This is a genomic window from Streptosporangium sp. G12 (assembly GCF_052983175.1).
This window is the reverse complement of sequence record NZ_JBRIQO010000001.1, coordinates 56,639-82,783: the sequence shown is the minus strand read 5'-3', so window position 1 is coordinate 82,783 and position 26,145 is coordinate 56,639. Positions and strand designations below refer to the sequence as shown.

Annotated in this window: 19 protein-coding genes; 12 read left to right on the top strand and 7 right to left on the bottom strand. The window is 71.3% G+C overall.

Features of this window, described 5'->3' with window-relative positions; genetic code table 11:
* Window positions 1-522 precede the first annotated feature (522 nt).
* The 3 genes from ACVCAG_RS00345 (at window position 523) to ACVCAG_RS00335 (ending at window position 7,087) form a co-directional block, all read left to right on the top strand.
* Window positions 523-4,125, top strand: coding sequence for a discoidin domain-containing protein (locus tag ACVCAG_RS00345; protein ID WP_440086400.1), 3,603 nt, complete (start codon window positions 523-525; stop codon window positions 4,123-4,125).
* A 260-nt stretch (window positions 4,126-4,385) separates the two neighbouring features.
* Window positions 4,386-6,287: a DNA helicase RecQ gene (gene recQ, locus ACVCAG_RS00340; protein WP_440086401.1), complete on the top strand. Its 1,902-nt coding sequence runs from the start codon at window positions 4,386-4,388 to the stop codon at window positions 6,285-6,287.
* Between the two features lie 137 nt (window positions 6,288-6,424).
* Window positions 6,425-7,087 (top strand): NAD-binding protein, encoded by a 663-nt coding sequence (locus ACVCAG_RS00335; protein WP_440069884.1) that lies wholly within the window; start codon window positions 6,425-6,427, stop codon window positions 7,085-7,087.
* A 117-nt stretch (window positions 7,088-7,204) separates the two neighbouring features.
* On the opposite strand, the gene ACVCAG_RS00330 is transcribed toward ACVCAG_RS00335, so the two are convergent.
* Window positions 7,205-7,588: a winged helix-turn-helix transcriptional regulator gene (locus ACVCAG_RS00330; protein ID WP_440086402.1), complete on the bottom strand. Its 384-nt coding sequence runs from the start codon at window positions 7,586-7,588 to the stop codon at window positions 7,205-7,207.
* 87 nt (window positions 7,589-7,675) lie between these two features.
* Here ACVCAG_RS00330 and ACVCAG_RS00325 point away from each other — a divergent pair, with 87 nt between their 5' ends.
* The gene (locus tag ACVCAG_RS00325) at window positions 7,676-8,680 is read left to right on the top strand and encodes a zinc-dependent alcohol dehydrogenase family protein (RefSeq protein ID WP_440086404.1); all 1,005 of its coding nucleotides are present in this window, start codon (window positions 7,676-7,678) and stop codon (window positions 8,678-8,680) included.
* Between the two features lie 155 nt (window positions 8,681-8,835).
* Window positions 8,836-9,732, top strand: coding sequence for a TIGR03564 family F420-dependent LLM class oxidoreductase (locus tag ACVCAG_RS00320; protein WP_440086405.1), 897 nt, complete (start codon window positions 8,836-8,838; stop codon window positions 9,730-9,732).
* A gap of 89 nt (window positions 9,733-9,821) precedes the next feature.
* On the opposite strand, the gene ACVCAG_RS00315 is transcribed toward ACVCAG_RS00320, so the two are convergent.
* Entirely contained in the window at window positions 9,822-10,439 is a 618-nt protein-coding gene (locus ACVCAG_RS00315) for a hypothetical protein (protein WP_440086407.1), read from the bottom strand.
* A gap of 316 nt (window positions 10,440-10,755) precedes the next feature.
* A complete protein-coding gene (gene dapD / locus ACVCAG_RS00310) occupies window positions 10,756-11,733 on the bottom strand; it encodes a 2,3,4,5-tetrahydropyridine-2,6-dicarboxylate N-succinyltransferase (RefSeq protein ID WP_440086408.1) in 978 nt (325 codons plus the stop codon).
* 93 nt (window positions 11,734-11,826) lie between these two features.
* Between dapD and ACVCAG_RS00305 the strand changes: the two genes are divergently transcribed.
* Both ACVCAG_RS00305 and thrS read left to right on the top strand, forming a co-directional pair.
* A complete protein-coding gene (locus ACVCAG_RS00305; RefSeq protein WP_440086409.1) occupies window positions 11,827-12,432 on the top strand; it encodes a GH25 family lysozyme in 606 nt (201 codons plus the stop codon).
* Window positions 12,433-12,500: 68 nt separating this feature from the next.
* A complete protein-coding gene (gene thrS, locus ACVCAG_RS00300; RefSeq protein ID WP_440086410.1) occupies window positions 12,501-14,468 on the top strand; it encodes a threonine--tRNA ligase in 1,968 nt (655 codons plus the stop codon).
* Between the two features lie 102 nt (window positions 14,469-14,570).
* Here the strand turns inward: thrS and ACVCAG_RS00295 are convergent, their stop codons facing one another.
* Window positions 14,571-15,233, bottom strand: a complete 663-nt coding sequence (locus ACVCAG_RS00295; protein WP_440086411.1) for an Asp23/Gls24 family envelope stress response protein — start codon at window positions 15,231-15,233, stop codon at window positions 14,571-14,573.
* 335 nt (window positions 15,234-15,568) lie between these two features.
* On the opposite strand from ACVCAG_RS00295, the gene ACVCAG_RS00290 reads away from it, so the two are divergent.
* Window positions 15,569-16,117, top strand: a complete 549-nt coding sequence (locus tag ACVCAG_RS00290; RefSeq protein WP_440086412.1) for an HIT domain-containing protein — start codon at window positions 15,569-15,571, stop codon at window positions 16,115-16,117.
* Here the strand turns inward: ACVCAG_RS00290 and ACVCAG_RS00285 are convergent.
* The 3 genes from ACVCAG_RS00285 to ACVCAG_RS00275 all read right to left on the bottom strand — a co-directional run bounded on the left by ACVCAG_RS00285 (window position 16,063) and on the right by ACVCAG_RS00275 (window position 22,439).
* Window positions 16,063-18,378: a hypothetical protein gene (locus tag ACVCAG_RS00285; RefSeq protein WP_447189272.1), complete on the bottom strand. Its 2,316-nt coding sequence runs from the start codon at window positions 18,376-18,378 to the stop codon at window positions 16,063-16,065. The two genes, ACVCAG_RS00290 and ACVCAG_RS00285, sit on opposite strands and share 55 nt — an antisense overlap.
* 164 nt (window positions 18,379-18,542) lie before the next feature.
* Window positions 18,543-20,147: a family 10 glycosylhydrolase gene (locus ACVCAG_RS00280; RefSeq protein ID WP_440086414.1), complete on the bottom strand. Its 1,605-nt coding sequence runs from the start codon at window positions 20,145-20,147 to the stop codon at window positions 18,543-18,545.
* Window positions 20,148-20,306: 159 nt separating this feature from the next.
* Window positions 20,307-22,439: an elongation factor G-like protein EF-G2 gene (locus ACVCAG_RS00275; protein ID WP_440086415.1), complete on the bottom strand. Its 2,133-nt coding sequence runs from the start codon at window positions 22,437-22,439 to the stop codon at window positions 20,307-20,309.
* A 289-nt stretch (window positions 22,440-22,728) separates the two neighbouring features.
* Here ACVCAG_RS00275 and pgsA point away from each other — a divergent pair, with 289 nt between their 5' ends.
* The 4 genes from pgsA to ACVCAG_RS00255 are packed head-to-tail and all read left to right on the top strand — an operon-like array spanning window position 22,729 to window position 26,080.
* Window positions 22,729-23,346 carry a phosphatidylinositol phosphate synthase gene (pgsA, locus tag ACVCAG_RS00270; RefSeq protein ID WP_440086417.1) on the top strand — a complete coding sequence of 206 codons (618 nt, stop codon included), beginning with the start codon at window positions 22,729-22,731 and terminating at the stop codon, window positions 23,344-23,346.
* A 12-nt stretch (window positions 23,347-23,358) separates the two neighbouring features.
* Window positions 23,359-24,291 carry a phosphatidylinositol mannoside acyltransferase gene (locus ACVCAG_RS00265; RefSeq protein WP_440086418.1) on the top strand — a complete coding sequence of 311 codons (933 nt, stop codon included), beginning with the start codon at window positions 23,359-23,361 and terminating at the stop codon, window positions 24,289-24,291.
* Window positions 24,288-25,544, top strand: a complete 1,257-nt coding sequence (locus tag ACVCAG_RS00260; RefSeq protein ID WP_447189271.1) for a glycosyltransferase family 4 protein — start codon at window positions 24,288-24,290, stop codon at window positions 25,542-25,544. Before ACVCAG_RS00265 ends, ACVCAG_RS00260 begins: the two co-directional genes overlap by 4 nt.
* Entirely contained in the window at window positions 25,541-26,080 is a 540-nt protein-coding gene (locus ACVCAG_RS00255; RefSeq protein WP_440086421.1) for a hypothetical protein, read from the top strand. The genes ACVCAG_RS00260 and ACVCAG_RS00255 overlap by 4 nt, the downstream gene beginning before the upstream one ends.
* The last annotated feature ends 65 nt before the right edge of the window (window positions 26,081-26,145 follow it).

Sequence of the window (26,145 nt, the reverse complement as noted above, 5' to 3'; positions counted from 1 at the left end):
CCCCAGGTGATGTCGTTCTCGGCATTGCGCGGCCGGTCGCCGCCATGGCGGCCCCGGTTGCGACACTCTGCGACACTCGTTGCCCCCGCGCCGACGCTGACCCGTGGCCGACGGCAGGGCCGTCACGGCCCGCGCCCGGCAGAGCGTCCCGCGCCGCCGCTGCAGCCGGTCAGGGGTCCCGTGGTTCCGGACGTCTCCCGCCCGGGGCCCGCCGACAGACCCGACCAGGTCCGATCAGATCCGACGTTCACCCATCGCTCGTCCCGCCGGTCGTCCCCACAGGAGGAACACCGGCGCACACGGCGACCAGCACCCCCCAGCGACGAACGAGGCACGGCCCGCGGATCGGCCCGCACAGACCACCCGGCCGGCCCGCCCGCCGGATTCCGGGGACCCGGAAGAAGCGGGCCGGGGATCCGCGCCTCGTGGGCGAGGCACTCCCGGGTGCCGAGCGCGTCGCGTGACGGAGGCCACGGCCTCTCTCCCGACCCTGTCGTTCCAGACGAGAGATAGAGGAACGCAATGAGAAAGCAGTACCTGGCGTTACGGCTGATGGCGGCGATGGCCGCGACCAGCCTGCTCGCTCTGGCCGGGGCGGTCGTCGCACCGGCCTCGGCGGCCGCCGGCCCCAACCTGGCGGCGGGCAAGTCAGCCTCGTCCAGCAGTGTCAACGCCCCCTACGGTGCGGGCAACGTCACCGACGGCAACGCCACCACCTACTGGGAGAGCAGCAACAACGCCTTCCCGCAGTGGGTGCAGGTGGACCTCGGAGCCGCGGCCAGCGTCAACCAGGTCGTCCTGAAGCTGCCGCCCGCGACAGCCTGGGAGACCAGGACGCAGACGCTGTCGGTGCTGGCGGGCACGAGCGCCACGCCCACCACGACCGTCGTGGGCTCCGCCGGCTACACCTTCAACCCGGCGACCGGCAACACGGTGACGATCAACTTCGCCGCGACCAGTGCCCGCTACCTGCGGCTGAACCTCACCGCCAACACGGGCTGGCCCGCCGGTCAGATCTCCGAGTTCGAGGTGTACGGCCCCACCGGCGGCGGTGACACGACGCCGCCGAGCACACCGTCGAACCTGGCCTACACCGAGCCGGGCTCGGGCCAGATCAGGCTGACCTGGAACGCCTCGACCGACACCGTCGGCGTGACCGGTTACGACGTCTACGCCAACAACGCCCTGCGCGGCAGCGTGGCGGGCAACGTCCTGACCTACACCGACACCCAGCCGGCCACCGCGACGGTGTCCTACTACGTCAAGGCCAAGGACGCCGCGGGCAACCAGTCCGGCAACAGCAACACCGTCACCCGCCAGGGCAGCACCCCGCCCGGGTCGAACCTGGCCGTCGGCAAGGCGATCACCGCCTCCTCCTCGGTCTTCACCTTCGTGGCGGGCAACGCCAACGACAACAACACGGCGACCTACTGGGAGGGCAACGGCGGCAGCTACCCCAACACGCTGACCGTCGGCCTCGGGGCGAACGCCACCCTCAGCTCGGTCGTGCTGAAGCTGAACCCCGACAGCGTCTGGGGAACGCGCACGCAGAACATCCAGGTCCTCGGGCGGGCGCAGAGCTCGAGCACCTTCACCAGCCTGGCCGCGGCGGCGAACCACACCTTCGACCCCGCCTCCGGCAACACGGTGACGATCCCGGTCAGCGGCGCCTACGCCGACGTCCAGCTCAGGATCACCTCGAACACCGGTGCCCCCGCCGGTCAGATCGCCGAGTTCCAGATCATCGGCACCCCGGCGCCGAACCCGGACCTGACGGTCACCGCTCTGACCGCGTCCCCCGCGTCCCCCGTCGAGACCGACTCCGTCACGCTCTCGGCCACGGTGCGCAACGCCGGCTCGGCGGCCTCCGGTGCGACGAACGTCAACTTCTACCTGGGCACCACCAAGGTCGGCACCGCCTCGGTCGGCGCGCTGGCCGCCGGAGCGTCCGCCACGGTGACCGCCAACGCCGGACCCCGTGACGCGGGCAGCTACCCGCTGAGCGCCAAGGTCGACGAGGACAACGGCGTCATCGAGCAGAACGAGTCCAACAACACCTTCGCGGCCTCCGCCCCGCTCGTGGTCAGGCCGGTCGACACCTCCGACCTGGTCGCCACCACCAGCTGGACCCCCGGCAACCCGTCCAACGGCGCCGTCGTCACCTTCTCCGTGGCGATCAGGAACCAGGGCACCGTGGCCTCCGCGAGCGGCGCCCACGGCATCACGCTGAACGTCCTCAACGAGGCGGGCACCGTCGTCCGCACCCTGACCGGCTCCCACAGCGGCGTGATCGCGCCGGGTGCCACCACCGGCCCGGTGAACCTGGGCACCTGGACGGCGGTCAACGGCAAGTTCACCGTCAGGACGGTCCTCGCCGACGACGCCAACGAGCTCCCGGTCAAGCGGGCCAACAACACCAGCACCCAGCCGTTCTTCGTCGGCCGCGGCGCCAACATGCCGTACGACATGTACGAGGCCGAGGACGCCGTCGTCGGCGGCGGGGCGGCCGTGGTCGGCCCCAACCGCGAGATCGGCCACGTGGCGGGTGAGGCGTCCGGCCGCAGGGCCGTGACGCTGAACAGCACGGGCAGCTACGTCGAGTTCACCACCAAGGCCAGCACCAACACCCTGGTCACCCGCTTCTCCATCCCTGACGCCCCGGGCGGCGGCGGCATCAACTCGACGCTGAACGTCTACGTCAACGGCACCTTCCTCAAGCCCATCAACCTGACGTCCAGGTACGCCTGGCTGTACGGCCCCGAGGCCGGTCCCAACAACTCGCCCGGCTCCGGCGGCCCGCGTCACATCTACGACGAGGCCAACGTCATGCTCGGGACCACCGTCCCGGCCGGCAGCAAGATCAGGCTTCAGAAGGACCCCGCCAACAGCACGACGTACGCGATCGACTTCATCAACACCGAGCAGGTCTCGCCGATCGCGAACCCCGACCCCGCCAGGTACACGACCCCCGCCGGCTTCACCCACCAGGACGTGCAGAACGCCCTTGACCGGGTGCGGATGGACAACACCGGCAACCTGGTCGGCGTCTACCTGCCGGCGGGCACCTACCAGACGTCCAGCAAGTTCCAGGTCTACGGCAAGGCCGTCAAGGTGGTCGGCGCCGGCCCCTGGTACACCCAGTTCCGGGCGCCCGACAGCCAGGACAACACCGACGTCGGCTTCCGCGCCGAGGCCAGCGCGAACGGCTCGTCCTTCGCGAACTTCGCCTACTTCGGCAACTACACCTCGCGCATCGACGGTCCGGGCAAGGTGTTCGACTTCGCCAACGTCGCCGACGTGGTGATCGACAACATCTGGAACGAGCACATGGTCTGCCTCTACTGGGGCGCCAACACCGACCGGGTGACGATCAAGAACTCCCGCATCCGCAACATGTTCGCCGACGGCATCAACATGACCAACGGCAGCACGGACAACCTCGTCAGCAACAACGAGGCCCGCGCCACCGGTGACGACAGCTTCGCGCTGTTCTCGGCCATCGACGCCGGCGGCGCCGACATGAAGGGCAACGTCTACGAGAACCTGACGTCCATCCTGACCTGGCGGGCCGCGGGCGTCGCGGTCTACGGCGGGTACGACAACGTCTTCAGGAACATCTACATCGCCGACACGCTGGTCTACTCCGGCATCACGATCAGCTCGCTGGACTTCGGCTACCCGATGAACGGCTTCGGCGCCAGCCCGCCCACCAGGTTCGAGAACATCTCGATCGTCCGGGCCGGCGGTCACTTCTGGGGACAGCAGGTCTTCCCGGCGATCTGGGTCTTCTCCGCCTCCAAGGTCTTCCAGGGCATCCGCGTGAACAACGTGGACATCGTGGACCCGACCTACGGCGGCATCATGTTCCAGACCAACTACTCCGGAGGCCAGCCGCAGAACCCGGTCACCGACACGATCTTCACGAACGTCTCGATCACCGGTGCGAGGAAGAGCGGCGACGCCTTCGACGCCAAGTCCGGCTGGGCCATCTGGGCCAACGAGATGCCCGAGCCCGGTCAGGGCCCGGCGGTCGGCTCGGCCACGTTCAACAACCTCCAGATGAGCAACAACTTCCAGAACATCAAGAACACGACGTCGACCTTCACGATCAACGTCAACCCGTGATCATGTGATCTCGTAGGAGGACCGCGGGAGAACCGCGGTGCCGGTGCCGCCGGGAGGTCCGACCCTCCCGGCGGCACTTCTCCCGTTCGGTCCCCCGTCAGGCGTGGGTGCCCGGGCTCCGCACGGTCCCGCACGGCCCCGCCGGACACCGGTGTCCGGGTCCCGCACGGCGCCGGGCAGCCCCGGGCAGCCTCGGGCGACGTCCGTGCTTCCTGCCTGTTTGCCGCCGACCAGCGAGAAGATCCTCGTACAATGTCCCGATGGCTTCCCCCGAGAACGGCCCCGAGGTGAGCGACGCGTCGCGGGTCCTGCAGCGCGTCTTCGGCTACGACTCGTTCCGGGCGGGCCAGCAGGAGATCATCGAGCACGTCGTGTCCGGCGGCGACGCCCTCGTGCTCATGCCGACCGGCGGCGGCAAGTCGCTGTGCTACCAGATCCCGGCCCTCGTGCGGAAGGGCACCGGAGTGGTGATCTCGCCGCTCATCGCGCTCATGCAGGACCAGGTCGACGCCCTGACCGCGCTCGGCGTGCGGGCCGGGTTCCTCAACTCCACCCAGGACTTCGAGGAGCGCCGAGCCGTCGAGTCGGCCTTCCTGTCCGGCGAACTGGACCTGCTCTACCTGGCGCCGGAGCGCCTGCGGGTCGACGCCACGCTGCGCCTGCTCGACAGCGGGGTGATCTCGCTGTTCGCCATCGACGAGGCGCACTGCGTGGCCCAGTGGGGGCACGACTTCCGGCCCGACTACCTCGCCCTGTCCGCGCTGCACGAGCGCTGGCCGGACGTGCCGCGCATCGCGCTGACCGCGACGGCCACCGAGGCCACCCACGCCGAGATCGCCTCCCGCCTGAACCTGGAGGGGGCCCGCCACTTCGTGGCGAGCTTCGACCGCCCCAACATCCAGTACCGCATCGCCCCCAAGAACGAGCCCAAGCGGCAGCTGCTGGAGCTGCTGCGCACCGAGCACGCCGGGGACGCGGGCATCGTCTACTGCCTGTCCCGCAACTCGGTCGAGAAGATCGCCGAGTTCCTGGTGCAGAACGGCATCGAGGCGCTGCCCTACCACGCGGGGCTCGACGCCCGCGTCCGCGCGGCCAACCAGGCGCGCTTCCTGCGCGAGGACGGCCTCGTCATGGTCGCCACCATCGCGTTCGGCATGGGGATCGACAAGCCCGACGTGCGCTTCGTCGCCCACCTCGACCTGCCCAAGTCCGTCGAGGGCTACTACCAGGAGACCGGCAGGGCCGGGCGTGACGGCCTGCCCTCCACCGCGTGGCTCGCCTACGGCCTCCAGGACGTCGTGCAGCAGCGCAAGATGATCGACACCTCCGAGGGCGACGACGCCCACCGCCGCCGCCTCGCCGCCCACCTGGACGCCATGCTCGCCCTGTGCGAGGCGGTCGAGTGCCGCCGTGCGCGGCTGCTCGCCTACTTCGGCCAGCAGGGCACCGCCTGCGGCAACTGCGACACCTGCCTGTCGCCGCCGGAGTCGTGGGACGGCACGGTCGCCGCGCAGAAGGTCCTGTCGACCGTGTTCCGGCTCATGCGCGAGCGCCGCCAGAAGTTCGGCGCCGGCCAGATCATCGACATCCTCCTCGGCAAGAAGACGGCCAAGGTCATCCAGCACGACCACGACGGCCTGACGGTGTTCGGCATCGGCACGGAGCTGAGCGAGGCCGAGTGGCGCGGCGTGGTGCGCCAGCTGCTGGCCCAGGGGCTGCTCGCCGTCGAGGGCGACTACGGCACGCTCGTGCTGACCGAGGCGAGCGCGGAGGTTCTGGGCCGCAAACGCCAGGTCCCGCTGCGGCGCGAGCCGGAGAAGGCGTCCAGGGCGGCCAGAGGCTCCACGTCGTCGGCGTCCTCCACCTCGCGCCGGGCCGAGCCCGTCGAGATGCCGGAGGAGGCGATGCCGGTGTTCGAGCTGCTGCGCGCCTGGCGTGGAGCCACGGCGAAGGAGCAGGGCGTGCCCGCGTACGTGATCTTCCACGACGCGACCCTGCGCGAGATCGCGACCAGGGCTCCCTCGTCGCTGACCGAGCTGGGCGCGATCAGCGGGATCGGGGAGAACAAGCTGGCCAAGTACGGTCAGCAGGTCCTCGACACCCTCGCGGGATCCGGCCGGGAACCCGGTGGCGGAGAGGAAGCCCTTCTGGAGTTCCCCTGAGGTAGAATCAGGCGAATTCGGGCCTGATGGCTCGCGCAGTGAGACGCATATAGGAGCCTGGAGGCTGTCGTCCGCCTCCGGGCTTCTCGCGTTGGCGGATCCCCCCGTGACTGCGGACTCCCGAAAGAGGACGATCGTTGGCTGACAGAAGGAACGATCCGGTGGTGGTCGTCGGGCTCGGCCGTTTCGGCAGCTCCCTGGCTGTCGAGCTGTTCCGCAGGGGTACCGAGGTGCTGGCCATCGACAGCCGCCCCAAGGTGGTGCAGAGCCTGGCGGGAAAGCTCACCCACGTCGTCGTCGCCGACTCCACCGACATCGAGGCGCTGCGGCAGATGGGGGTGCCCGACTTCTACCGGGCGGTGGTCGCCATCGGCACCGACCTGGAGTCCAGCATCCTCACCACGTCCCTGCTCGTCGAGCTGGAGATCGAGGACGTCTGGGCCAAGGCGGTCAGCCGCGAGCACGGCCGCATCCTGGAGCGGGTCGGCGCCCACCACGTGATCCTCCCCGAGCACGACATGGGGGAGCGGCTCGCCCACCTGCTCAACGGGCGGATGCTCGACTACATGGAGGTGGACGGCGACTACGCGGTGGTCAAGACCCGCCCGCCCCGCGAGTACGTCGGCGTGCCCCTGGGTGAGTCCAACCTGCGGCGCAAGTACGGCGTGACCGTGGTGTGCGTGAAGGGCCAGTACGACGAGTTCACCTACGCCGACGCCGGAACCGTGCTGGGGTACGGGGACGTGATCGTCATCGCGGGCAAGATCGAGCAGGTGGAGCGGTTCACCGAGCTGCCCTGAGCCTTTCCGGCCCCGCCCGGCCCCGCCCGGCCCCGCCGTGCTCTCGGGCCTTCCCGTCGTGTTCCCCCGTGATACCGGCGGCCGTCGCCCCGTCGGCGAGGCCGCCCGTCGCCAGGGTCAACCCGCCGCGCGAGCCCGAGCGGAGGCGGTGGCTTCCGCGGCCTCCTGGAAATCGACGATGGCCCCGCCGTGGTCCCTCGCCCAGTTCGTCAGGACCTCGATGGGCTCGACGAGGGTCCGGCCGAGGTCGGTGAGGCTGTACTCGACCCGCCGTGGCGCTTCGGCATGGCGTTCGACCAGGCCGTACCGCTGGAGCCGGCGCAGCGTCTGGGTGAGGACCTTGCGCGAGACGCCGCCGATGAGGTCGACGAGCTCACCGTGCCTGCGAGGCTCATGGCTGAGCCCGAAGAGCACGAGCACGGCCCATTTGTCGGAGATGATGTCGACCGCCAGGCGCGTGGGGCAGTCGGCGAGGAAGGCTGGTCCAGCCGCGTTCTGCATGAGAATCGAAGGTACCAGGAGGTAACCCACGACTCCGTAACGTCTTCCGCGAGCAACGAAACCAGCACCGGACGCGGAGGAGTCACCATGTCACGAGTCGTCGTCTTCGACGAGTTCGGCGGGCCGGATGTCATGCACGTCGTCGAGGAACCGGTCGTCGAGCCCGCGGCCGGCGAGGTACGGGTCAGGATCGAAGCGTTCGCCGTCAACCCGCTCGACCAGATGATGCGTTCCGGCGCCTTGCCCGCAACCGTCCCCCTGCCGCACGCTCGCCTCGGCGTCGAAGGAACCGGCGTCGTCGACGCGCTGGGCCCCGAGACCACCGGGCTGGAGATCGGAGATCCGGTCATCCTCACGGCCATTCCGGACGCGAGCGTCAGGGGCAGCTACGCCGAACACACCACGGTCCCCGCGAGCCGGGTCGTCGCCCGGCCGGCCGGGCTCGGAGTCACGGAGGCGGCGGCGATCTGGGTCGCGTACTCCACCGCCTACGGCGCGCTCGTCGAGAAGGCGAGGATGCGGCCCGGCGACCACGTTCTCATCACCGCCGCGTCCGGCGGCGTCGGCCGGGCGGCGATGCAGATCGCCAACCAGATCGGCGCCGTGCCCATCGCCGTCACCCGGCACACCGCGAAGAAGGACGACCTGCTCGCCGCCGGCGCGGCCGCGGTCATCGCCACCGACCAGATGGACGTCGTCGAAGCCGTCCGCCACCACACCGGCGGGACCGGCGCCGACATCGTCCTCGACGTTGTCATGGGCCCCGGCCAGCAGGATCTCCTGAAGGCGGCCCGCCCCGGCGGAACACTGGTCGCCGCGGGCTTCCTGGACCCTCGGCCCACCCCCTTCCCGGGAGGCACGCCGCTCACGATCTTCGGCTACCGAAGCTTCGAGCACACCCTCGACGCCGTCGTGGTGAAGCGCATGGCGGCCTTCCTGAACGCCGGTGTACGCCTCGGTGCGCTGCGGCCCGCCATCGACAGGGTGTTCGCCCTCGACGACGTCGTCGAGGCACACCGCCACCTCGAGAAAGGGCTCCACGCCGGGAAGAAGATCGTCGTCACGGTCCAGGACTCCGGCGACAGATCGTGATCTTTTGGTGTGTCGGTCGACCCGGCGACGAACCCGCCGGGCAAGAGCTCACACCGGCCGCGTCCGGCGCCGACCGATCACCGAAATCAGCTGATCACAACTTGTCGCCGGAGTAATAGACTGGGCGGACATTACTAGAATGGAGTTCGGTAGCGATGCGATTCGGACTGTTCCTCAGCGGCTCCCAGAAACCGGACGCGTTCGGCGACCTGCGGGAGCGGATCGCCCGCGGGGCCGATGACGGCTTCTCCTCCGTCTGGATGTCCCACACGTTCGACCTCGACACCCTGACCGCGCTCGCCGTGGCCGGAAGCCAGGTGCCCGGGATCGAGCTCGGCACCGCCGTCGTCCCGACCTACCCGCGCCACCCGGCGGCCCTCGCCCAGCAGGCGCTCACCGTCAACGCCGCCCTCGACGGGCGGCTCGCCCTCGGCATCGGGCTCTCGCACCAGATCGTGATCGAGGGCATGTACGGCATGAGCTTCGAGCGGCCCGCCCGCCACATGCGCGAGTACCTGTCGATCCTGATGCCGCTCGTACGCGGGGAGAACGCGGCCTTCGAGGGGGAGACCCTCACGGGACGGCTGGGGCTGAACACGCCGGGGCCGAGGGACATGCCCGTGCTCATCGCCGCCCTCGCCCCGAGGATGCTCAAACTGGCCGGGGAGGTGGCCGACGGCACCGTGCTGTGGATGACCGGTGCCAGGACGGTGGCCGAGCACGTGGCGCCCGCCGTCACCGAGGCCGCCCGGGCCGCCGGGCGGCCCGGGCCGAGGATCGTGTGCGCGCTGCCCGTCTGCGTCACCGACGACGCCGAGGCGGCCAGGGCGCTGGCCGCCGAGCGGTTCGAGATCTACGGTCAGCTGCCGTCGTACCGGGCGATGCTCGACAGGGAGGGTGCCGAGGGCCCGGCGGACGTGGCGATCATCGGCGACGAGGACGAGGTGTCGGCGCGGATCGAGACGCTCGCCAAGGCCGGGGTCACCGACTTCGTCGCCGCCGAGTTCTCCCGGGGCACCCGGACGAGGGAGTTCCTCAAGAGCCTTCTCTGAGGGTCCTGCCGCCTCTGAGGGCTCTGCCGCCGCGTCCGCGGATCCTCGCCGCGCGATGGCCCGCTCCTCCGAGGGAGGGCCCGCCCCGCTCAGACGCCGAAGGCGCTCAGGGCCGCCCAGGCCGTCCCCGCGCCGGTGACGGCCCCGGCGGCGACCTGGGCGGGCGTGTGGTGGGTGAGCCTGACCCGCGCCCAGCACACCATCGCCACGACCAGCGCGCCCGCGACCAGCGTGGGCACGGCGGGCAGCACGTGGGCCAGCACCACCACGGTGCCCGCCGACACGGCCGCGTGGAAGGAGATCTTCCACCGGAGGGTGATCGGGACCGTCACCGCGAGCGCGGCCAGCATCGCGGTCACGGTGGCCACCAGAAGCCGGGGAGCGCCCAGCAGGATCAGCAGCGTCAGCGCGACGACCACCGAGGCGACCGCCACCAGCAGCGGAACCGTACGGCTCGCCCGGTCGACCAGGTGATGGGAGTCGAGGCGCCCGGAACGGACCCCGTTCAGGATCACCAGGGCCGGGATCCCGCCGCACAGGGCCGAGGCCACCAGGCCCCAGACCGCGCCGGGCCAGCCGTCGGCCATCAGCCCGACGAGCGGGGGCAGCCCGATGACCAGCACCTGCGGCGCGAACAGCCCGGTCACCCACCGGGCCGCCGCCCCCGCGGTGCTCTCGCCGTCGCCCGCCGTCTCCTGACCGGTCATCTCAATCCTTCCAGCGCGGAGACCCCGCTCCCGGGCTTGCCGGTGAGGGGGCCGGCCCGCCCGCGTCGACATGAGGCCTGTGGGACCTCTGGGGCCCGTGAGGCCACCCTGTCAGCTGAGGGGTCCGAGAACGAACATCCACGGGCCCCTACCGCCTCAGGGGCGCGCGGGCGGTCGCGACGGTGTCCCCGGGTGTCCCCGGTGCCCCGGACAGTGACCGGCAGCGCCCCGGACAAGCGCTCCGGAGAGCGACCCGGCGCACCCGCGAGGACGGCGGACCGCGCTCACGGATGCGCTCCCGGGTGGGCCGGGATGGTCAGTCGTTGGCGTGCAGGGTGCTGTTGAGCTCCACGCCCGTCCCCCGGCGGGGCACGGCCTCGACCGCGCCCGAGGTGGAGTTGCGGCGGAACAGCAGGCCGGAGGCGCCGGAGAGCTCGGCCGCCTTGACCACCCGCCCCTCGGGCAGGGCCACCTTGGTCCCGGCGGTGACGTACAGGCCCGCCTCCACGACGCAGTCGTCGCCCAGGGAGATGCCGACGCCGCTGTTGGCGCCCAGCAGGCAGCGCCGTCCGATGGAGATGACCTGCTTGCCGCCGCCGGACAGGGTGCCCATGATCGAGGCGCCGCCGCCGACGTCCGAGCCGTCGCCCACGACGACGCCCGCCGAGATACGGCCCTCGACCATGGAGGTGCCGAGCGTCCCGGCGTTGAAGTTGACGAAGCCCTCGTGCATCACGGTCGTGCCGCTCGCCAGGTGCGCGCCGAGGCGGACCCGGTCGGCCTCGGCGATCCGGACCCCGGTGGGCACCACGTAGTCGACCATCCGGGGGAACTTGTCCACGCCGTAGACGGTCACCTGCCCTCGGGTGCGCAGGCGGAGTCGCACCTCCTCGAAGCCCTCGACGGCGCACGGGCCGTGGTTGGTCCACACCACGTTGCTGAGCAGGCCGAACAGCCCGTCCAGGTTCTGGCCGTGCGGCTGGACGAGGCGCGCCGACAGCAGGTGCAGGCGCAGGTAGGCGTCGTGGGCGTCGGCCGGCGCCTCCGACAGCTTGGTGATGCCGGTGCGTACCGCGACCACCTCCACGCCGCGGTCCTCGTCGGGACCGAGCAGCGCGGCGACCCCGGAACCGAGCTCCTCGACCGCCTCCTGTTCGGTCAGCCGCCTGGTGCCCGGTGAGGAGGGCTCGCCCAGCTGTGGGGACGGGAACCACGTGTCGAGCACGGTTCCGCCGGTGGTGATGGTCGCGATGCCGGCCGCGTGCGCGCCGGAGATCTGGGCTGCTGCGTTCACGCCGACCAAGCCTAGCCAAAGCAGCCGCAATGGCAGCACGCCGAGGGAGCGTCGGGCGTGTGCCCGCGGTGCCCGCTGGCTAGCGTGGCCGCCATGTTGCAGGGGATCGACGTGTCGAACTGGCAGGGCGCCGTGAACTGGGGCGCGTACGCGAGGGGCGGGGTCTCCTTCGCCTTCGCCAAGGCGAGCGAGGGGAGCACCTTCACCGACAAGTGGTTCGGCACCAACTGGAACGGCATGCGCGAGAGCTGGATCGTCTGCGGCGCCTACCACTTCGCCCGCCCCGCCGGAGACCCCGAGGCGCAGGCGGTGCACTTCCTGCGGATCGTGCAGCGGGCCGGTGGGCTGCGCCGGGGGGACCTGCTCGCGCTCGACCTGGAGACCGACGACCACCTCCCGGCGCCCCGGGTGGCGCGCTTCGCCCGCAGCTGGTGCCAGGCGATCGTCGCGCTGTCGGGGGTCAGGCCGGTGATCTACACGTTCCTGTCGTTCGCGCGCAACGGCAACTGCGCCGGGCTGGAGCCCTACCCGCTGTGGATCGCCGCGCCCGACCACCCCCGGGGCCGGCCGGAGGTGCCGAGGCCGTGGAACAAGTGGACGATCCACCAGCACTCGAACAAACCCGTCGATCGCAACGTCTTCCGCGGCACCCGGGCCGAGCTGACCTCCCTGGGCTACCGCCGGAGCCGCAAGGCCTGAGAAATCGCGTTGCCGACACCGGTAGCATCGGTTTCAGACCATCCATCGACGTCTCCCAGGGAGCAACCGTGTCCGCCGTGCCAGAACTTCGTATCACCCTCGCCGGAGCCGTGCGTGTGGTGGCGGGAGGCACGACGTACGGGGAGGCGCTGGAGGCGGACGGCCGCTCGGTGGTCGCCGCCCGCGCCAACGGCGAGCTGAAGGACCTCGCGGCCCCGGTGGCCGAGGGCGACGTGATCGAGCCGGTCCCCGCGGGCAGCCCCGACGGGCGCGCCATCGTCCGCCACTCCACCGCGCACGTCATGGCCCAGGCCGTCCAGGAGATCTTCCCCGAGGCCAGGCTGGGCATCGGCCCGCCGGTCGAGAACGGTTTCTACTACGACTTCGACGTCAAGGAGCCGTTCACCCCCGACGACCTCAAGCGCGTCGAGAAGCGCATGCGCGAGATCGTCAAGCAGGGGCAGCTCTTCTCCCGCAGGCCCGTCTCCGACGAGCAGGCCGCCGAGGAGCTCGCCTCGGAGCCGTACAAGCTGGAGCTGATCGGCCTCAAGGGCGGCGCGGCCGACGAGGAGAGCGTCGAGGTGGGCGGTGCCGAGCTGACCATCTACGACAACCTCGACGCCAAGACCGGCGAGCTGCGCTGGAAGGACCTGTGCCGCGGCCCTCACGTGCCGACCACCCGGTCCATCCCGGCGTTCAAGCTGATGCGCTCGGGCGGCGCCTACTGGCGGGGCAGCGAGAAGAACCCGCAGCTCCAGCGGATCTACGGCACCGCGTGGGAGTCGCGCGAGAAGCAGGACGAGTATCTCCACCTGCTGGAGGAGGCCGAGAAGCGCGACCACCGCAAGCTGGGCGCCGAGCTCGACCTGTTCTCCTTCCCCGACGAGCTGGGCTCGGGCCTGCCGGTCTTCCATCCCAAGGGCGGCGTGATCCGCCGCGTGATGGAGGACTACTCGCGCAAGCGGCACGAGGAGGCGGGATACTCCTTCGTCAACACCCCGCACATCACCAAGGAGGGGCTCTACAAGCTCTCCGGTCACCTCGACTGGTACGCCGACGGCATGTTCCCCCCCATGGAGCTGGAGGGGGCCAAGTACTACCTCAAGCCGATGAACTGCCCGATGCACAACCTGATCTTCAGGTCGCGCGGGCGCTCCTACCGTGAGCTGCCGCTGCGGTTGTTCGAATTCGGGACGGTCTACCGCTACGAGAAGTCCGGCGTGGTGCACGGCCTGACCCGGGTGCGCGGCCTCACCCAGGACGACGCGCACATCTACTGCACCCGTGAGCAGATGCGCGACGAGCTGAAGTCACTGCTGCGCTTCGTGCTCGACCTGCTGCGCGACTACGGCCTCGAGGACTTCTACCTGGAGCTGTCGACCAAGGACCCGGTCAAGTTCGTCGGCAGCGACGAGGACTGGGAGGAGGCGACCGAGACCCTGCGCGAGGTCGCCGAGTCGGAGAAGCTGGAGCTGGTGCTCGACCCGGGCGGCGCGGCGTTCTACGGGCCGAAGATCTCCGTCCAGGCCCGCGACGCGATCGGCAGGACCTGGCAGATGTCGACGATCCAGCTCGACTTCAACCTGCCGCAACTCTTCGATCTGGAGTACCAGGCGACCGGCGGCTCCCGGCAGCAGCCCGTCATGATCCACCGGGCGCTGTTCGGCTCGATCGAGCGCTTCTTCGGCGTCCTGGTCGAGCACTACGCGGGCGCGTTCCCCCCCTGGCTCGCGCCGGTCCAGGTGGTCGGCATCCCGATCGCCGAGGCCCACGCGCCCTATCTCCAGGACCTGGCCAAGAAGGCTCGCGAGCGGGGCATCAGGATCGAGGTCGACGCCTCCGACGACCGCATGCAGAAGAAGATCCGCAACGCGCAGCGGTCCAAGGTGCCCTTCATGCTCCTGGCGGGCGACGACGACATCGCCAACGGCGCGGTCTCCTTCCGCTTCCGCAACGGCGAGCAGAAGAACGGGGTGCCGGTCGACGAGGCGATCGCCGAGATCGCCGACGCGATCGAGCGCCGGGTCCAGGTCTAAAGAACCTCCCCGTGGGCGGCTGAGGCCGCCCACGGGTGTACGGGGGGCTTCACGGCCCCCCGTACGTCGTTTCCGGGCCCTTCCGCCGGGGCTCTCGGCGTCCTACGCGTCGTTTCCCGGCGCGGCGGGAGCCTCGGGGCCGGTCTCGCCCGGCATGCGGACGTCCTCCACGTCGACGTTGACCTCCACGACCCGCATGCCCAGCATCCGGCTGATGGTCCGGGCCACGTTGGTCTTGACCTCGTTGGCCACGTCCATCACCACGTGCCCGTACTCCGCCACGATCGTCACGTCCACGGCCGCCGTACGGTCCTGCACGTGGGCGTTGACGCCCCGGGGGCCGCGCCTGGCGATGCCCGCGCGCTCGCGCATCGGCTCCACCGCGTGGGCGGCGTCGCCTCCCAGCTCGGCGACGCCCGTGACCTCCAGCGTGGCGAGGGCCGCGACCTTCTCCACCACCTCGTCGGCCACCTTGATCCGGCCCTTCACCACGGCGGAGGAGATCGGGGACGACGGAGACACCGCCGGCACCGCCCGGGCGAGGGTGGGGCGGGGCGTGTCGTCCGGCGCCTCGGACACGGGTGAGGGCTCGGGGAGCGCCTCGACCACGGCCAGGAAGGGCTCCCCCGTGGAGGAGACCGGCTCGCCGGGGGACGGGACCGACGGAAGCGACGCCGGCGGCTCCGGCGGCTCCGTGGCGGCGGACAGGGACAGGGACAGGGAGAACGGGCGGGTGGGCCTGCCGCCCGTCTCGGCGGAAGACACAGAAGACACAGAAGACGTGGAAGACGCTGGGGACCCGGGGGACGCGGTCTCCTCGGTCGGCTCCTCGACGGAGACGTCGGTCATGGGGTACTCCTCGGCAGTCGATGATCGTGCTTGGGGGATTCTGCCGGAAATTCACCGCATTCGTCCGTCAATACCGTGTGACATACGCCGCCCGATTCGTACCGGCACCGGATCCGGGCGGTCCGGGCCCCGGGCGGTGGCACGCGAGGGCGCGAGCAGGGATCCCGAGTGGGCGGTACGGGCGGGGCGGCGGGGCGGCGCCGGGGGAGGCGCAAGACCGCGGGGATCGGCGTGGCAATATGCTGGCGACCATGAGCAACGAGCCGGAGGCGCAGCACGGAGCGGGGACACCGGACGCGTTCCAGAGACTCTGGACTCCTCACCGGATGGCCTACATCAAGGGAGCCAGCAAACCCACCGGCTCCGGCCCCGAGGACGGCTGCCCGTTCTGCGAGATCCCCCGCATGAGCGACGAGGACGGTCTGATCGTCGCCCGGGGTGAGACGGTCTTCGCGCTGCTCAACCTCTACCCGTACAACTCCGGCCACCTGATGGTCTGCCCCTACCGGCACGTGCCCGACTACACGGACCTCGACGAGGCGGAGACCTTCGAGTTCGCCGACTTCACCCGGCGGGCGCTGGTCGCCCTGCGCAAGGCCAGCGGCGCGCAGGGCTTCAACGTGGGCATGAACCTGGGCGGTGTGGCGGGCGCCGGGATCGCCGCCCACCTGCACCAGCACGTGGTGCCCCGGTGGGGCGGCGACACCAACTTCATGCCCGTCGTCGGCCAGACCCGGGTGCTTCCTCAGTTGTTGCGCGACACCAGGGAGTTGCTCGCGGGGTCCTGGCCCGCGTCGTAGCGCGGGGCGCCGTCGTCCAGGGCCTTGATGCCCGCCGACAGCGTCAGCGGCACGGCGAGCGCCAGCGCCATGGACAGCACCGCGGCGCCCGAGTCGTTGACCAGCATGCCGACCACCCCGCTGACCAGGGTGCCGATCAGCCCGGCCCGCAGGGCGGGGGAGTGCGCGAACGCGGCGGGCAGCACCCCCGCGGTCGCCTGCTCGGGGCGTAGCAGCGCGTAGACGAGGAACGCCACCGCGGCGATCACGACCGGCATCAGGTTGGGGCTGAGCAGCGTGCCCACCATCGCGCCGAACTTGCGGCCGATCACCTCAAGGGCCTCGCCGGTGAACACCTGGCCGACGAAGCGGCCCAGGTGCGTCTGCGAGCCCGGCGGGCGCAGGTAGTCGAGGTAGGCGATGGACATCACGATGACGCCGCCCGCCACGCAGAACGCGCCCAGCTTGACGATCGAGACCCGCCTGCCCGCGATCAGCAGCGCGGTCACCGCGATGCCCGGCACGAACGCGATCACCCCGCCGAAGTCGCTGCCCACGCCCGGCCAGCCGCCCAGGATCATCGCGAAGCCGCCCAGCACCGCCACGACGGCGGCGGCCACGATGCTCGCGCGGCTCCCGCGCGCGGGCCGATCCGCCACGACGGCGGCGGCCGCGATGCTCGCGCGGCTCCCGCCCGCCGGGCGATCCGCCGCGACGTCGCCCGCCGAACCCGCACGGTCGCCCGGCGCCGTCCGGTCCGCCACGGCGCCGCCCGCCTGGTCGCCGGGCGCCGTCCGGTCCGCAGGGGTGGCGGCCGGTGCGCCCGCGCGGTCCCCGCGCGTCAGCCGGTGCGCGATCGTGGCGGCCAGCAGCAGCACCGAGGTGGCGAAGAGCGCGAACGGGATGTTGCCCAGGCCGTAGTAGCGGGCCCCGACCACGGCGCTGTATCCCATCACGCTGTTGAGCTGCAGGGTCGTCCCGGTCAGCAGGTCGCCCGCCAGCACCGTCGCGGTCACCCCGGCCACCACCGCCAGCGGCCCGAGCGGCGCCCGGCGCCAGGGCCCCGCCAGCGCCGCCGCGGCCAGCAGCAGCGCGCATCCGGCGATCCCGCCGACCAGCGCGAGCACCGGCGATTCCGCGTGGTGCCAGGGGGTGAGGTTCACCAGGTACGTCGACACGGGCACCGAGGCCAGCACCACCGCGGCCACCCGGATGCCGGTCAGCCCCCGCCTGCGGCGCAGCAGCAGGAACGCGGTCAGGTAGAAGGCGACCTGCAGCACCGCGACCGCGGTGAAGAAGATCCCGCCCACGTTCCTGATCGTCTCCCCGGCCACGTCGGCCCTGTCCAGCTCGACGCGCGCCGCCTCGGTGCCGCCGGTACGCCTCTCGCTCGCCTGCCAGGGCACCCCGATCACGCCCGGAGGCGTCGCGATCCCCGTCAGGGAGAGCATCGTCGCGGTGATGTCCGGCAGGATCGTGGTGTCGTCGCGGTGGGTGGAGGCCGCCCCCAGGAAGCGGCCGGAGACGTCTCCGTCGCGCATCATGGCCACCCGCAGATGCGGGTTGCCGCCGTGGTCGGACAGGCCCGCCAGCAGCACGCTGACATCCTTGGGCAGCACGGTCAGCACCGCCCCCGCCTTGGCGTCGGCCAGGCGCAGCGCCGCGGCCCGTTCCTGCGCGGTGAGCCGGTCCTCGTCCCGCGACAGCCGCTCGCCGGTCACGTACGGCCGGATCAGGTCGTCGACGTCGACGGCCATCACCCGGCACCTGGTGAGCACGTCGGAGCGGATCTGCGCGGGGGAGGGGGCGTACACGTCGACCCTGCCCGAGCGGTCGGCCAGCGCCAGCGCGGCCCCGGGGCCGATCGCCAGCGTGCAGTCACCGGCGGCGTGGACGGCCTCGCCGAGGGCGCCCGCGTTGCGCTGGCCGGCGACGTCGTGCAGGTATCCGTAGTCGGGGATGATCGCGCCCGCCTGGTCGGACTCGGGCAGCGGGGGCAGCCCGCAGCCGTAGCCGACCGCGGACCTCACCCCGGCCGACACCGTCAGCCATCCGTCGTAGGGGCAGGTCACCCTGCCCACCGCGCGGACCGACAGGGATCCGACCGCGCTCAGCCCGGCCAGCTGCCACAGGTTCGGGGTGCCGGTGGGGCTGAGATCACTCCACCGCAGGCCGGGAACGCCGATCAGCATCACCCGCCCGTCCGCCTGCGTGGCGGAGTGCGCGGCCCCCGGCCACAGCAGGCCCAGCACCATCGCAAACGCGACAAGCGTCCGCTTCACGAACGACCTCCCCTTCAGCTCCTGCCAAGTGCTGGCACCGTAGGGGAAGATCGTGCCACGGGTCCAGCCGCCCGGGGGACCGGCGGGTCGCCGCCGCGCCCGGGGCCCGGGTCCTCACGGGGGCTTTCTCGTTCGCCGTCCGCGCGGGGAGCCCCGGGCGGGGCTCAGGTCCCGGCGGGCGCGCTCTCGTTCTGCAGGCGGTCGAGGGCGGTGACCAGGTAGGTGCCGCCGCCCGCCGCGGTGAAGGCCTGGCGGTCGCCGGCCACCGAGGGCACGATCGCGACCAGGTTGCGGGCGTCGGCGGTGGCGCACTCTCCCGGCCTGCCCGAGGCGATCCGGTAGACCGCGTACGAGCGGGCGTCCGGGGAGCTCTTCCAGCTCAGCGAGGTGCCCTGGAGCCGCACGTCGGCGGGCTTGGCCGGGGCCCGGCCGCCCCGGTCCCTCATCAGCGGCAGCAGCGCCGGGCGGCCGTAGTGGTCCTTCACGACGCGGTCGAGCGCGCCCAGCGGGTTGGTGGAGAGCTGCTTGGCGCTGAAGTAGACGTCGCCGGAGACCTGCCCGTACTTGCGGTTGCGCGTGAGGTGGGAGGACATCTCACCGGGCCTGGTCCAGGCGGCGGTATCGGTGGCGCCGACCCGGTACAGGCCCTGGCCGATGTAGAGCTGCACCCCGGTGCCCTTGACCTCGTTCGCCCACCAGGGCATCAGCACGTCGTAGTCGGCGATCTTGAACCCGCGCGGCCAGTACAGCTGGGGGATGACGTAGTCGACCGTGCCCTTCTTGATCCAGTGGCGGGCGTCGGCGTAGATGGAGTCGTACGCGGACATGCCGCCGGTGGCCGAGCCGGTGGGGTCCTCGGACTTGTTGCGCCAGATCCCGAACGGGCTGACGCCGAACTTCACGCTGTTCCTGACCTCGTGCACGGTCTTGTCGACCTGCGCGATCAGCTTGTTGACGTTGGCGCGGCGCCAGTCGGCGAGCTTGGTGCCCTTGCCGTACTTGGCGAAGGCGGCGCCGTCGGCGAACTTCGCGCCCGCGACGGGGTAGGGGTAGAAGTAGTCGTCGAAGTGGACCCCGTCGACGTCGTAGCGGGTCACCACGTCCTTGACGACCTTGGTGACATAGTCGCGGACCGCGGGAAGGCCGGGGTTGTAGTAGGCCAGATCCCCGTATTTCACGATCCACTCGGGGTGCAGCCGGGCGGGGTGCCCGGCGGGCAGCTTGGACAGGTCGCCGTCGGCGGACGCGCGGTAGGGGTTGAACCACGCGTGGAACTCCAGGCCGCGCCGGTGGGCCTCGGCGACGAGGAAGGGCATCGGGTCCCAGCCGGGGTCCTTGCCCGCCGTACCGGTCAGATACTGCGACCACGGCTCCAGGTTCGACTTGTACAGCGCGTCGGACGCGGGGCGGACCTGGACGAACACCGCGTTGAACCGCCGCTTGACCGCGTTGTCGAGGATCTTGACGTACTCGGCTCGCTGGCGGGCCGGGGACAGGCCGGTCCGCGAGGGCCAGTCGATGTTCTTGACGGTGGCGATCCACACCCCGCGCAGCTGCCGCTTGGGATACCTCGCGTCCACCTCGCACCGGGCCGACGCGGAGGCGGCGGTCGTCGCGCCCGTCGTCGAGTCGACCGTCTCGGCCGAGACCGCCGAGCTCTTCGCGGCCTTCGGCCGGGCGGGCGCGGCGTCGGGGCCGAAGGTGTAGGCGGCTCCCGTGGTCAGGACGGCGAGGGCGGCAGCGGCCAGAAGAGGGCGTCCGTATCGCATGGTTCCCCAGTGTGGCACCAGCGCCGGTGTGCTCTGACCGGAAAAACGAAATCCTTTCGTGATGACTCTGTTACATGTGTGCATGCTGGGAGACGTGCGCCGGACGGTGCGCGCTCCGCGGGGGGCGGGGCTACGTCCGGCGCACGTCTCACCGCCCCGTCAGCTGGTGACTTTGTCCATCAGATGCGAAGGAAGCGGCTCGTAGCGCAGGAAGACCCGCCGGAACGTCCCCGTCCCGTGTGACATGGATCTCAGATCGATCGAGTATCGCGTGATCTCCAGCTCGGGCACCTCGGCCCTGACCAGGGTGCGCCCCACGCCCACCGGCTCCGTGCCGAGCACGCGGCCCCGGCGCGAGGACAGGTCGGACATCACCGCGCCGACGTGGTCGTCGGAGACCAGGATGGACACCTCGTCGACCGGTTCGAGCAGCAGCGTGGGCACCTTGGCCGCGGCCTCCTTCAGCGCGAGCGCCCCGGCGATCTGGAACGCCATGTCGGAGGAGTCGACCGAGTGGGCCTTGCCGTCGTACAGCGTCACCCGCACGTCCACCATGGGGTACCCGGCGAGCACCCCGCGCTGCATCTGGGTGCGCACCCCCTTCTCCACCGAGGGGATGAACTGGCGCGGCACCACGCCACCGACGATCTTGTCCACGAACTCGAAGCCGCCGCCGGACGGCAGGGGCTCGACCTCCAGGTGGCAGACGGCGAACTGGCCGTGGCCGCCGGTCTGCTTGACGTTGCGGCCCAGGGCCTGGCAGCTGCCGCCGAAGGTCTCCCTGAGCGGCACCCGCAGCTCGGTCTTCTCCACCTCCACGCCGTGCCGCCTGCTCAGCCGGTCGAGCAGCACGTCGGTGTGGGCCTCGCCCATGCACCACAGCACGAGCTGGCGGGTCTCGGGGTTGTTCTCCAGCCGGAGCGTCGGGTCCTCGGCGACCAGCCGCTGCAGCGCCTGGCCCAGCTTGTCGTCGTCGGCCTTGGACCGGGGCTGGATCGCCACGGGCAGCAGCGGCTCCGGCATGGTCCAGGCCGTCATCAGCAGCGGGTTCTCCCGGTCCGACAGGGTGTCGCCGGTCTCCGCGCGCGACAGCTTGGCCACCGCCGCGATGTCCCCGGCCACGCACTTGGCGGTCGTCCGCTGGTGCTTGCCCAGCGGCGAGGAGAGCGCGCCGATGCGCTCGTCCACGTCGTGGTCCTCGTGCCCGCGGTCGGACAGGCCGTGTCCCGATACGTGCACCGTCATGTCCGGGCGCAACGTGCCGGAGAAGACCCGTACCAGGCTGATCCTGCCCACGTACGGGTCGCTGGTGGTCTTGATGACCTCGGCGACCAGCGGCCCGTCGGGGTCGCAGGTGATGCCGGAGACGGGCCGGCCGTCGATCGACATGATCTCCGGCATGGGGTGCTCGGGCGGGGAGGGGAACCCCTGGGTGACGAGCTCCAGGACCTCCAGCGCCCCCACGCCGGTCCCCGTGGCCAGCACCGGGTAGAAGCCGCCGCGCGCGACGGCCTTCTCCAGGTCCTCGATCAGGGCCTTGGTGTCGATCTCCTCGCCGGAGAGGTAACGGTCCATCAGGGACTCGTCCTCGCTCTCCTGGATGACGCCCTCGATCAGGGCGCCCCGGTAGACCTCGATCTGGTCGGCGTAGGCGGGGCCGGGGGAGTTCTCGCTCCGGGTGCCGGTCGCGTAGTTGTAGAACTTCTGGCTCAGCAGGCCGATCAGGCCGTTCACCTTGCCGTTGGTCACCACCGGCAGGTACAGCGGCGAGACGCCGTCGCCGAAGGCGTCCTGGCAGGCGGCGAGGGCGTCCTCGAAGTTCGCCCGCTGATGGTCGATCTTGGTGATCACGACCGCGCGGGGCATCCCGACCGCCGCGCACTCGTCCCAGAGCATCCTGGTCAGGCCGTCCACGCCCTCGACGGCCGAGACGACGAACAGCGCCGCGTCGGCTCCGCGCAGCCCGGCGCGCAGGTCGCCGACGAAGTCGGCGTAACCGGGGGTGTCCAGCAGATTGATCTTGATGTCGTTGTGGACCACGGGGGCCACGGTCAGGTTCACCGAGCGTTGCTGGCGCACCTCGACCTCGTCGAAGTCGCTGACGGTCGTGCCGTCCTCGACCCTGCCGGGCCGCTGGACGGTCCGTGTCGCGGCCAGCAGCGCCTCCACAAGTGTTGTCTTCCCGGCACCGGAATGGCCGACCAGCACGACGTTTCGTATCATGCCCGGCTGGTCGGCCGCGGGTGCCCTCCCCGCGGCTCCCGCTGTTCCGCCGGTTGCTCTTTCCGCCACATCGCCTCCCGCGTCGTTGCCGAAGGGGCGCGGCCTGGTGGGGCCACACCCCCGGGGTCCGCTGCCGAGCTCGCGCACCGCGCGGACTCGGTCTGTTCACCAAATACCCATGTGGCGAATATCACAAGAGGGATGTGGCGATCCTCTTGCGATAGGCGGACCTGATCGCTATCCGTCCGGACCGTCCCGGCGGCTCCGCGCCGCCCTCGCGAACGTCGTTCCCCCATGGCTCGCCGCCCCCCGTCGCCGATGCGCGCTCGCAGGCCCGGTGGCCTACGATCGGAGCGCCATGCTGAAACTTCTGCGCCCCGCCGTCACCAGGCTCTTGACCCCGCTGGGCAGGGCACTGACCCGCCGCGGGATCAGCCCCAACGCGGTCACCGCCGTCGGCACGCTCGGCACCGTCGCCGCGGCCCTGTTCTTCTACCCGCGGGGCCAGCTGTTCGTGGGCACGTTGGCGATCACCTTCTTCGTGCTGGCCGACCTCCTCGACGGGGTGATGGCCAGGATGACGGGCCCGGGAAGCACCTGGGGCGCCTTCCTCGACTCCACCCTCGACCGGGTGGGCGACGCGGGCATCTTCTCCGGGCTGGTGTTCTGGTTCGTCGTGAGCGGGCAGCGGGTGCTTGCGGGGGTCGCCCTGTTCTGCCTCGTCGCGGGGGCTGTGGTCTCGTACGTCAAGGCCAGGGCCGAGGCGCTGGGCATGACGTGCGACGTCGGCCTCGCCGAGCGGCCGGAACGCCTGGTCGTCGGCCTGGTCGCCGCCGGTCTCGGCGGCCTCGGCGTGCCGTACATCCTGGCCGCGGGGCTCTGGCTGCTCGCCGCCGCCAGCGCGGTCACGGTCGGCCAGCGCCTGCTGCACGTGCGCCGGCAGGCCGTTTCCCACCCGCCACGGACCCTCCGCTGATCGGAAAGATCGATGACCGACAAGCCCTCCCCCCAGGATCGTCTCGTCGCCGCGGCGTTCGGCGCCGGTTGGACGATCGTGCCCCGCCTGCCCGAGAGGCTCACCGCCTGGGCCTTCCGCGCCGCCGCCGACCGGCTGTGGAGGCGCCGCGGCAAGTCGGTGCTCAGGCTGGAGGCCAACCTCGCCAGGGTCAAGGGCACCTCGCCCGGCGACCCGGCGATCCGGGCGCTCAGCCGCGACGGCATGCGCTCCTACTTCCGCTACTTCCACGAGGTGTTCCGGCTGCCCTCGATCCCCATCGAGGAGATCGTCTCCCGCATGCGGGTGGTCGGGGCCGAGCCCGTCTACGACAACCTCGCCAGGGGGCGTGGCGTCGTCATGGCCCTGCCGCACATGGGCAACTGGGACCAGGCGGGCGCCTGGTTCGCCGGCACGGGCCACCCGTTCACCACGGTCGCCGAGCGGCTCAAGCCCGAGTCTCTGTTCCACCGCTACACCGCCTTCCGCGAGGGGCTCGGCATGGAGGTGCTGCCGCTCACCGGCGGTGACGGCCACACCTTCGGCACCCTGGCGCAGCGCCTGCGCGCGGGCCTGCCGGTCGCCCTTCCCGCCGAGCGCGACCTGACCGCGAACGGGGTCGAGGTGCAGTTCTTCGGCTCGGCCACCCGGATGCCCGCCGGTCCCGGCCTGCTGGCCGTGCACACCGGGGCCGCCCTCATCCCGGCGATCCCCTACTTCGAGGAGGACGGCTGGGGGCTGCAGTTCCACGAGGAGATCGCGATCCCGGCCGAGGGCACCAGGAAGGAGAAGGTGGCCGTCGTCATGCAGAGCCTCGCCACCGTCTTCGAGAAGGGCATCGCCGAGCACCCCGAGGACTGGCACATGCTCCAGCGCCTCTGGCTCGAGGACCTGGAGCCCCGGGAGACCCGGGAGAGCAGGCCATGAGGATCGGCATCGTCTGCCCCTACACGTGGGACGTGCCGGGCGGCGTCCAGGTGCACATCCAGGATCTGGCCGAGGCGCTCATGGCCGACGGCCACCACGTCTCGGTGATCTCCCCGGCCGCGGAGAACGCCGAGCTGCCCCCGTACGTGACCTCGGCGGGCCGCGCCGTCCCGGTGCCGTTCAACGGGTCGGTGGCCAGGATGTCGTTCGGGTTCCTGTCGGCGAACCGGGTGCGCCGCTGGGTGCGCGAGGGCCGCTTCGACGTGCTGCACGTGCACGAGCCGGCCATCCCCTCGCTCGGGCTGCTCGCCTGCTGGGTGGCCAGGGGGCCGATCGTGGCCACCTTCCACGCCTCGTACGGCAACTCCCGCTCCTTCTCGGTCGGGGTGCCGGTGATCATGAGCGCGCTGGAGAAGATCGGCGGCAGGATCGCCGTGTCCGACGCCGCCAGGAAGACCCTGGTCGAGTTCATGGGCGGTGACGCCGTGCTCATCCCCAACGGGGTGACGGTGAGCCGCTACGCCGAGGGCGAGCCGCTGCCCGGCTGGGACGAGGGCGAGGTGATCGGCTTCCTCGGCAGGATGGACGAGCCGCGCAAGGGCCTGCCGGTGCTGCTGGAGGCGTTCGCCCTGCTGGCCGCCGAGCGGCCCGCGCTGCGCCTGCTCCTGGCCGGGCCCGGTGACGCCGACGAGGTGCTGGAGCGGGTCCCGCCCGCCTTCCACGACCGGATCGGCCTGCTCGGCATGGTCAGCGAGGAGGACAAGGTACGCGCCTACCACACGGTCGACGTCTTCTGCGCGCCCAACCTGGGCGGTGAGAGCTTCGGCATCGTGCTGACCGAGGCGATGTCGGCCGGCGCGGCGGTCCTGGCGAGCGACATCCCCGCCTTCCGCAAGGTGCTCGACGACGGCCGGGCGGGGGCCCTGTTCGAGACGGGCGACGCCAGGTCGCTCGCCCGCGAGGCCGCCGCGCTGCTCGACGACCCCGGGCGCCGGGCCGGACTGTCGGAGAAGGCACGCCTCGCCGTGCGCAAGTACGACTGGTCGACGGTCGCCCGCGACGTCCTGCGGGTCTACGAGACCGTGGCGAGCACGGCCGGGGTCGAGGAGGACTCCGTGGCGGACTCTGCGGCGGACCCTGCGGCGGACTCCGTGACGGACTCTGCGGCGAGCACGGTGCCGGACGCGGCGGGGGCCGTCGTCGGGACCGGGAGGGACGGGGAGGGCGCGGCCGTGAGGGGCGACAGGCTGTGACGACCACGCTGATCCTGGTGGTGGGCGCGATCGTGGTGCTCCTCGCCGTCTACATCTCCTGGCGGGCGGGGCGGCTCGACCGGATGCACATCCGGCTGGAGCTGGCCCGCGAGTCCCTGGACGCCGCCCTGGTGCGGCGGACCGCCGTCAGCCTGGAGCTGGCGGCCTCCCGGCTGCTGGACCCGGCGACGAGCCTGGTGCTGGCCGCGGCCGCCCACGAGGCCCGTACCGCGGGTCCCGAGGAGCGCGAGCACGCCGAGAGCGACCTGTCGCGCGCCCTGCGCGCCGTCGTGGACCAGGAGCGCTTCCGCGACCGGCTGGCCGACACCCCCGCGGGGGCCGACCTGCTGGAGGAACTGGACGCGGCCGTGGCCAAAGTCCTCTACTCCCGCAGGTTCTACAACAACGCGGTGGGCGTCACCCGGACGGCGCAGCGCCGCTGGCTGGCCCGCACGCTGCGGCTGGCCGGGCACACCGAGTATCCGGGCTTCTTCGAGATCGACGACGCGCCCCCGAAGGCCCTGGCCGCTGAATAAGGATGATTAAGGCGTATATGAACCGGAGTATCTGACAAGTCGGACACCGGTAAGCTCTTGGCGAT

Coding starts and splice junctions, on each gene's coding strand:
- ACVCAG_RS00345 (WP_440086400.1), top strand. CDS start 523: ATGAGAAAGCAGTACCTGGCGTTACGGCTGATGGCGGCGATGGCCGCG.
- recQ (WP_440086401.1), top strand. CDS start 4,386: ATGGCTTCCCCCGAGAACGGCCCCGAGGTGAGCGACGCGTCGCGGGTC.
- ACVCAG_RS00330 (WP_440086402.1), bottom strand. CDS start 7,588: ATGCAGAACGCGGCTGGACCAGCCTTCCTCGCCGACTGCCCCACGCGC.
- ACVCAG_RS00325 (WP_440086404.1), top strand. CDS start 7,676: ATGTCACGAGTCGTCGTCTTCGACGAGTTCGGCGGGCCGGATGTCATG.
- ACVCAG_RS00320 (WP_440086405.1), top strand. CDS start 8,836: ATGCGATTCGGACTGTTCCTCAGCGGCTCCCAGAAACCGGACGCGTTC.
- ACVCAG_RS00315 (WP_440086407.1), bottom strand. CDS start 10,439: ATGACCGGTCAGGAGACGGCGGGCGACGGCGAGAGCACCGCGGGGGCG.
- ACVCAG_RS00305 (WP_440086409.1), top strand. CDS start 11,827: ATGTTGCAGGGGATCGACGTGTCGAACTGGCAGGGCGCCGTGAACTGG.
- ACVCAG_RS00290 (WP_440086412.1), top strand. CDS start 15,569: ATGAGCAACGAGCCGGAGGCGCAGCACGGAGCGGGGACACCGGACGCG.
- ACVCAG_RS00280 (WP_440086414.1), bottom strand. CDS start 20,147: ATGCGATACGGACGCCCTCTTCTGGCCGCTGCCGCCCTCGCCGTCCTG.
- pgsA (WP_440086417.1), top strand. CDS start 22,729: ATGCTGAAACTTCTGCGCCCCGCCGTCACCAGGCTCTTGACCCCGCTG.
- ACVCAG_RS00265 (WP_440086418.1), top strand. CDS start 23,359: ATGACCGACAAGCCCTCCCCCCAGGATCGTCTCGTCGCCGCGGCGTTC.
- ACVCAG_RS00260 (WP_447189271.1), top strand. CDS start 24,288: ATGAGGATCGGCATCGTCTGCCCCTACACGTGGGACGTGCCGGGCGGC.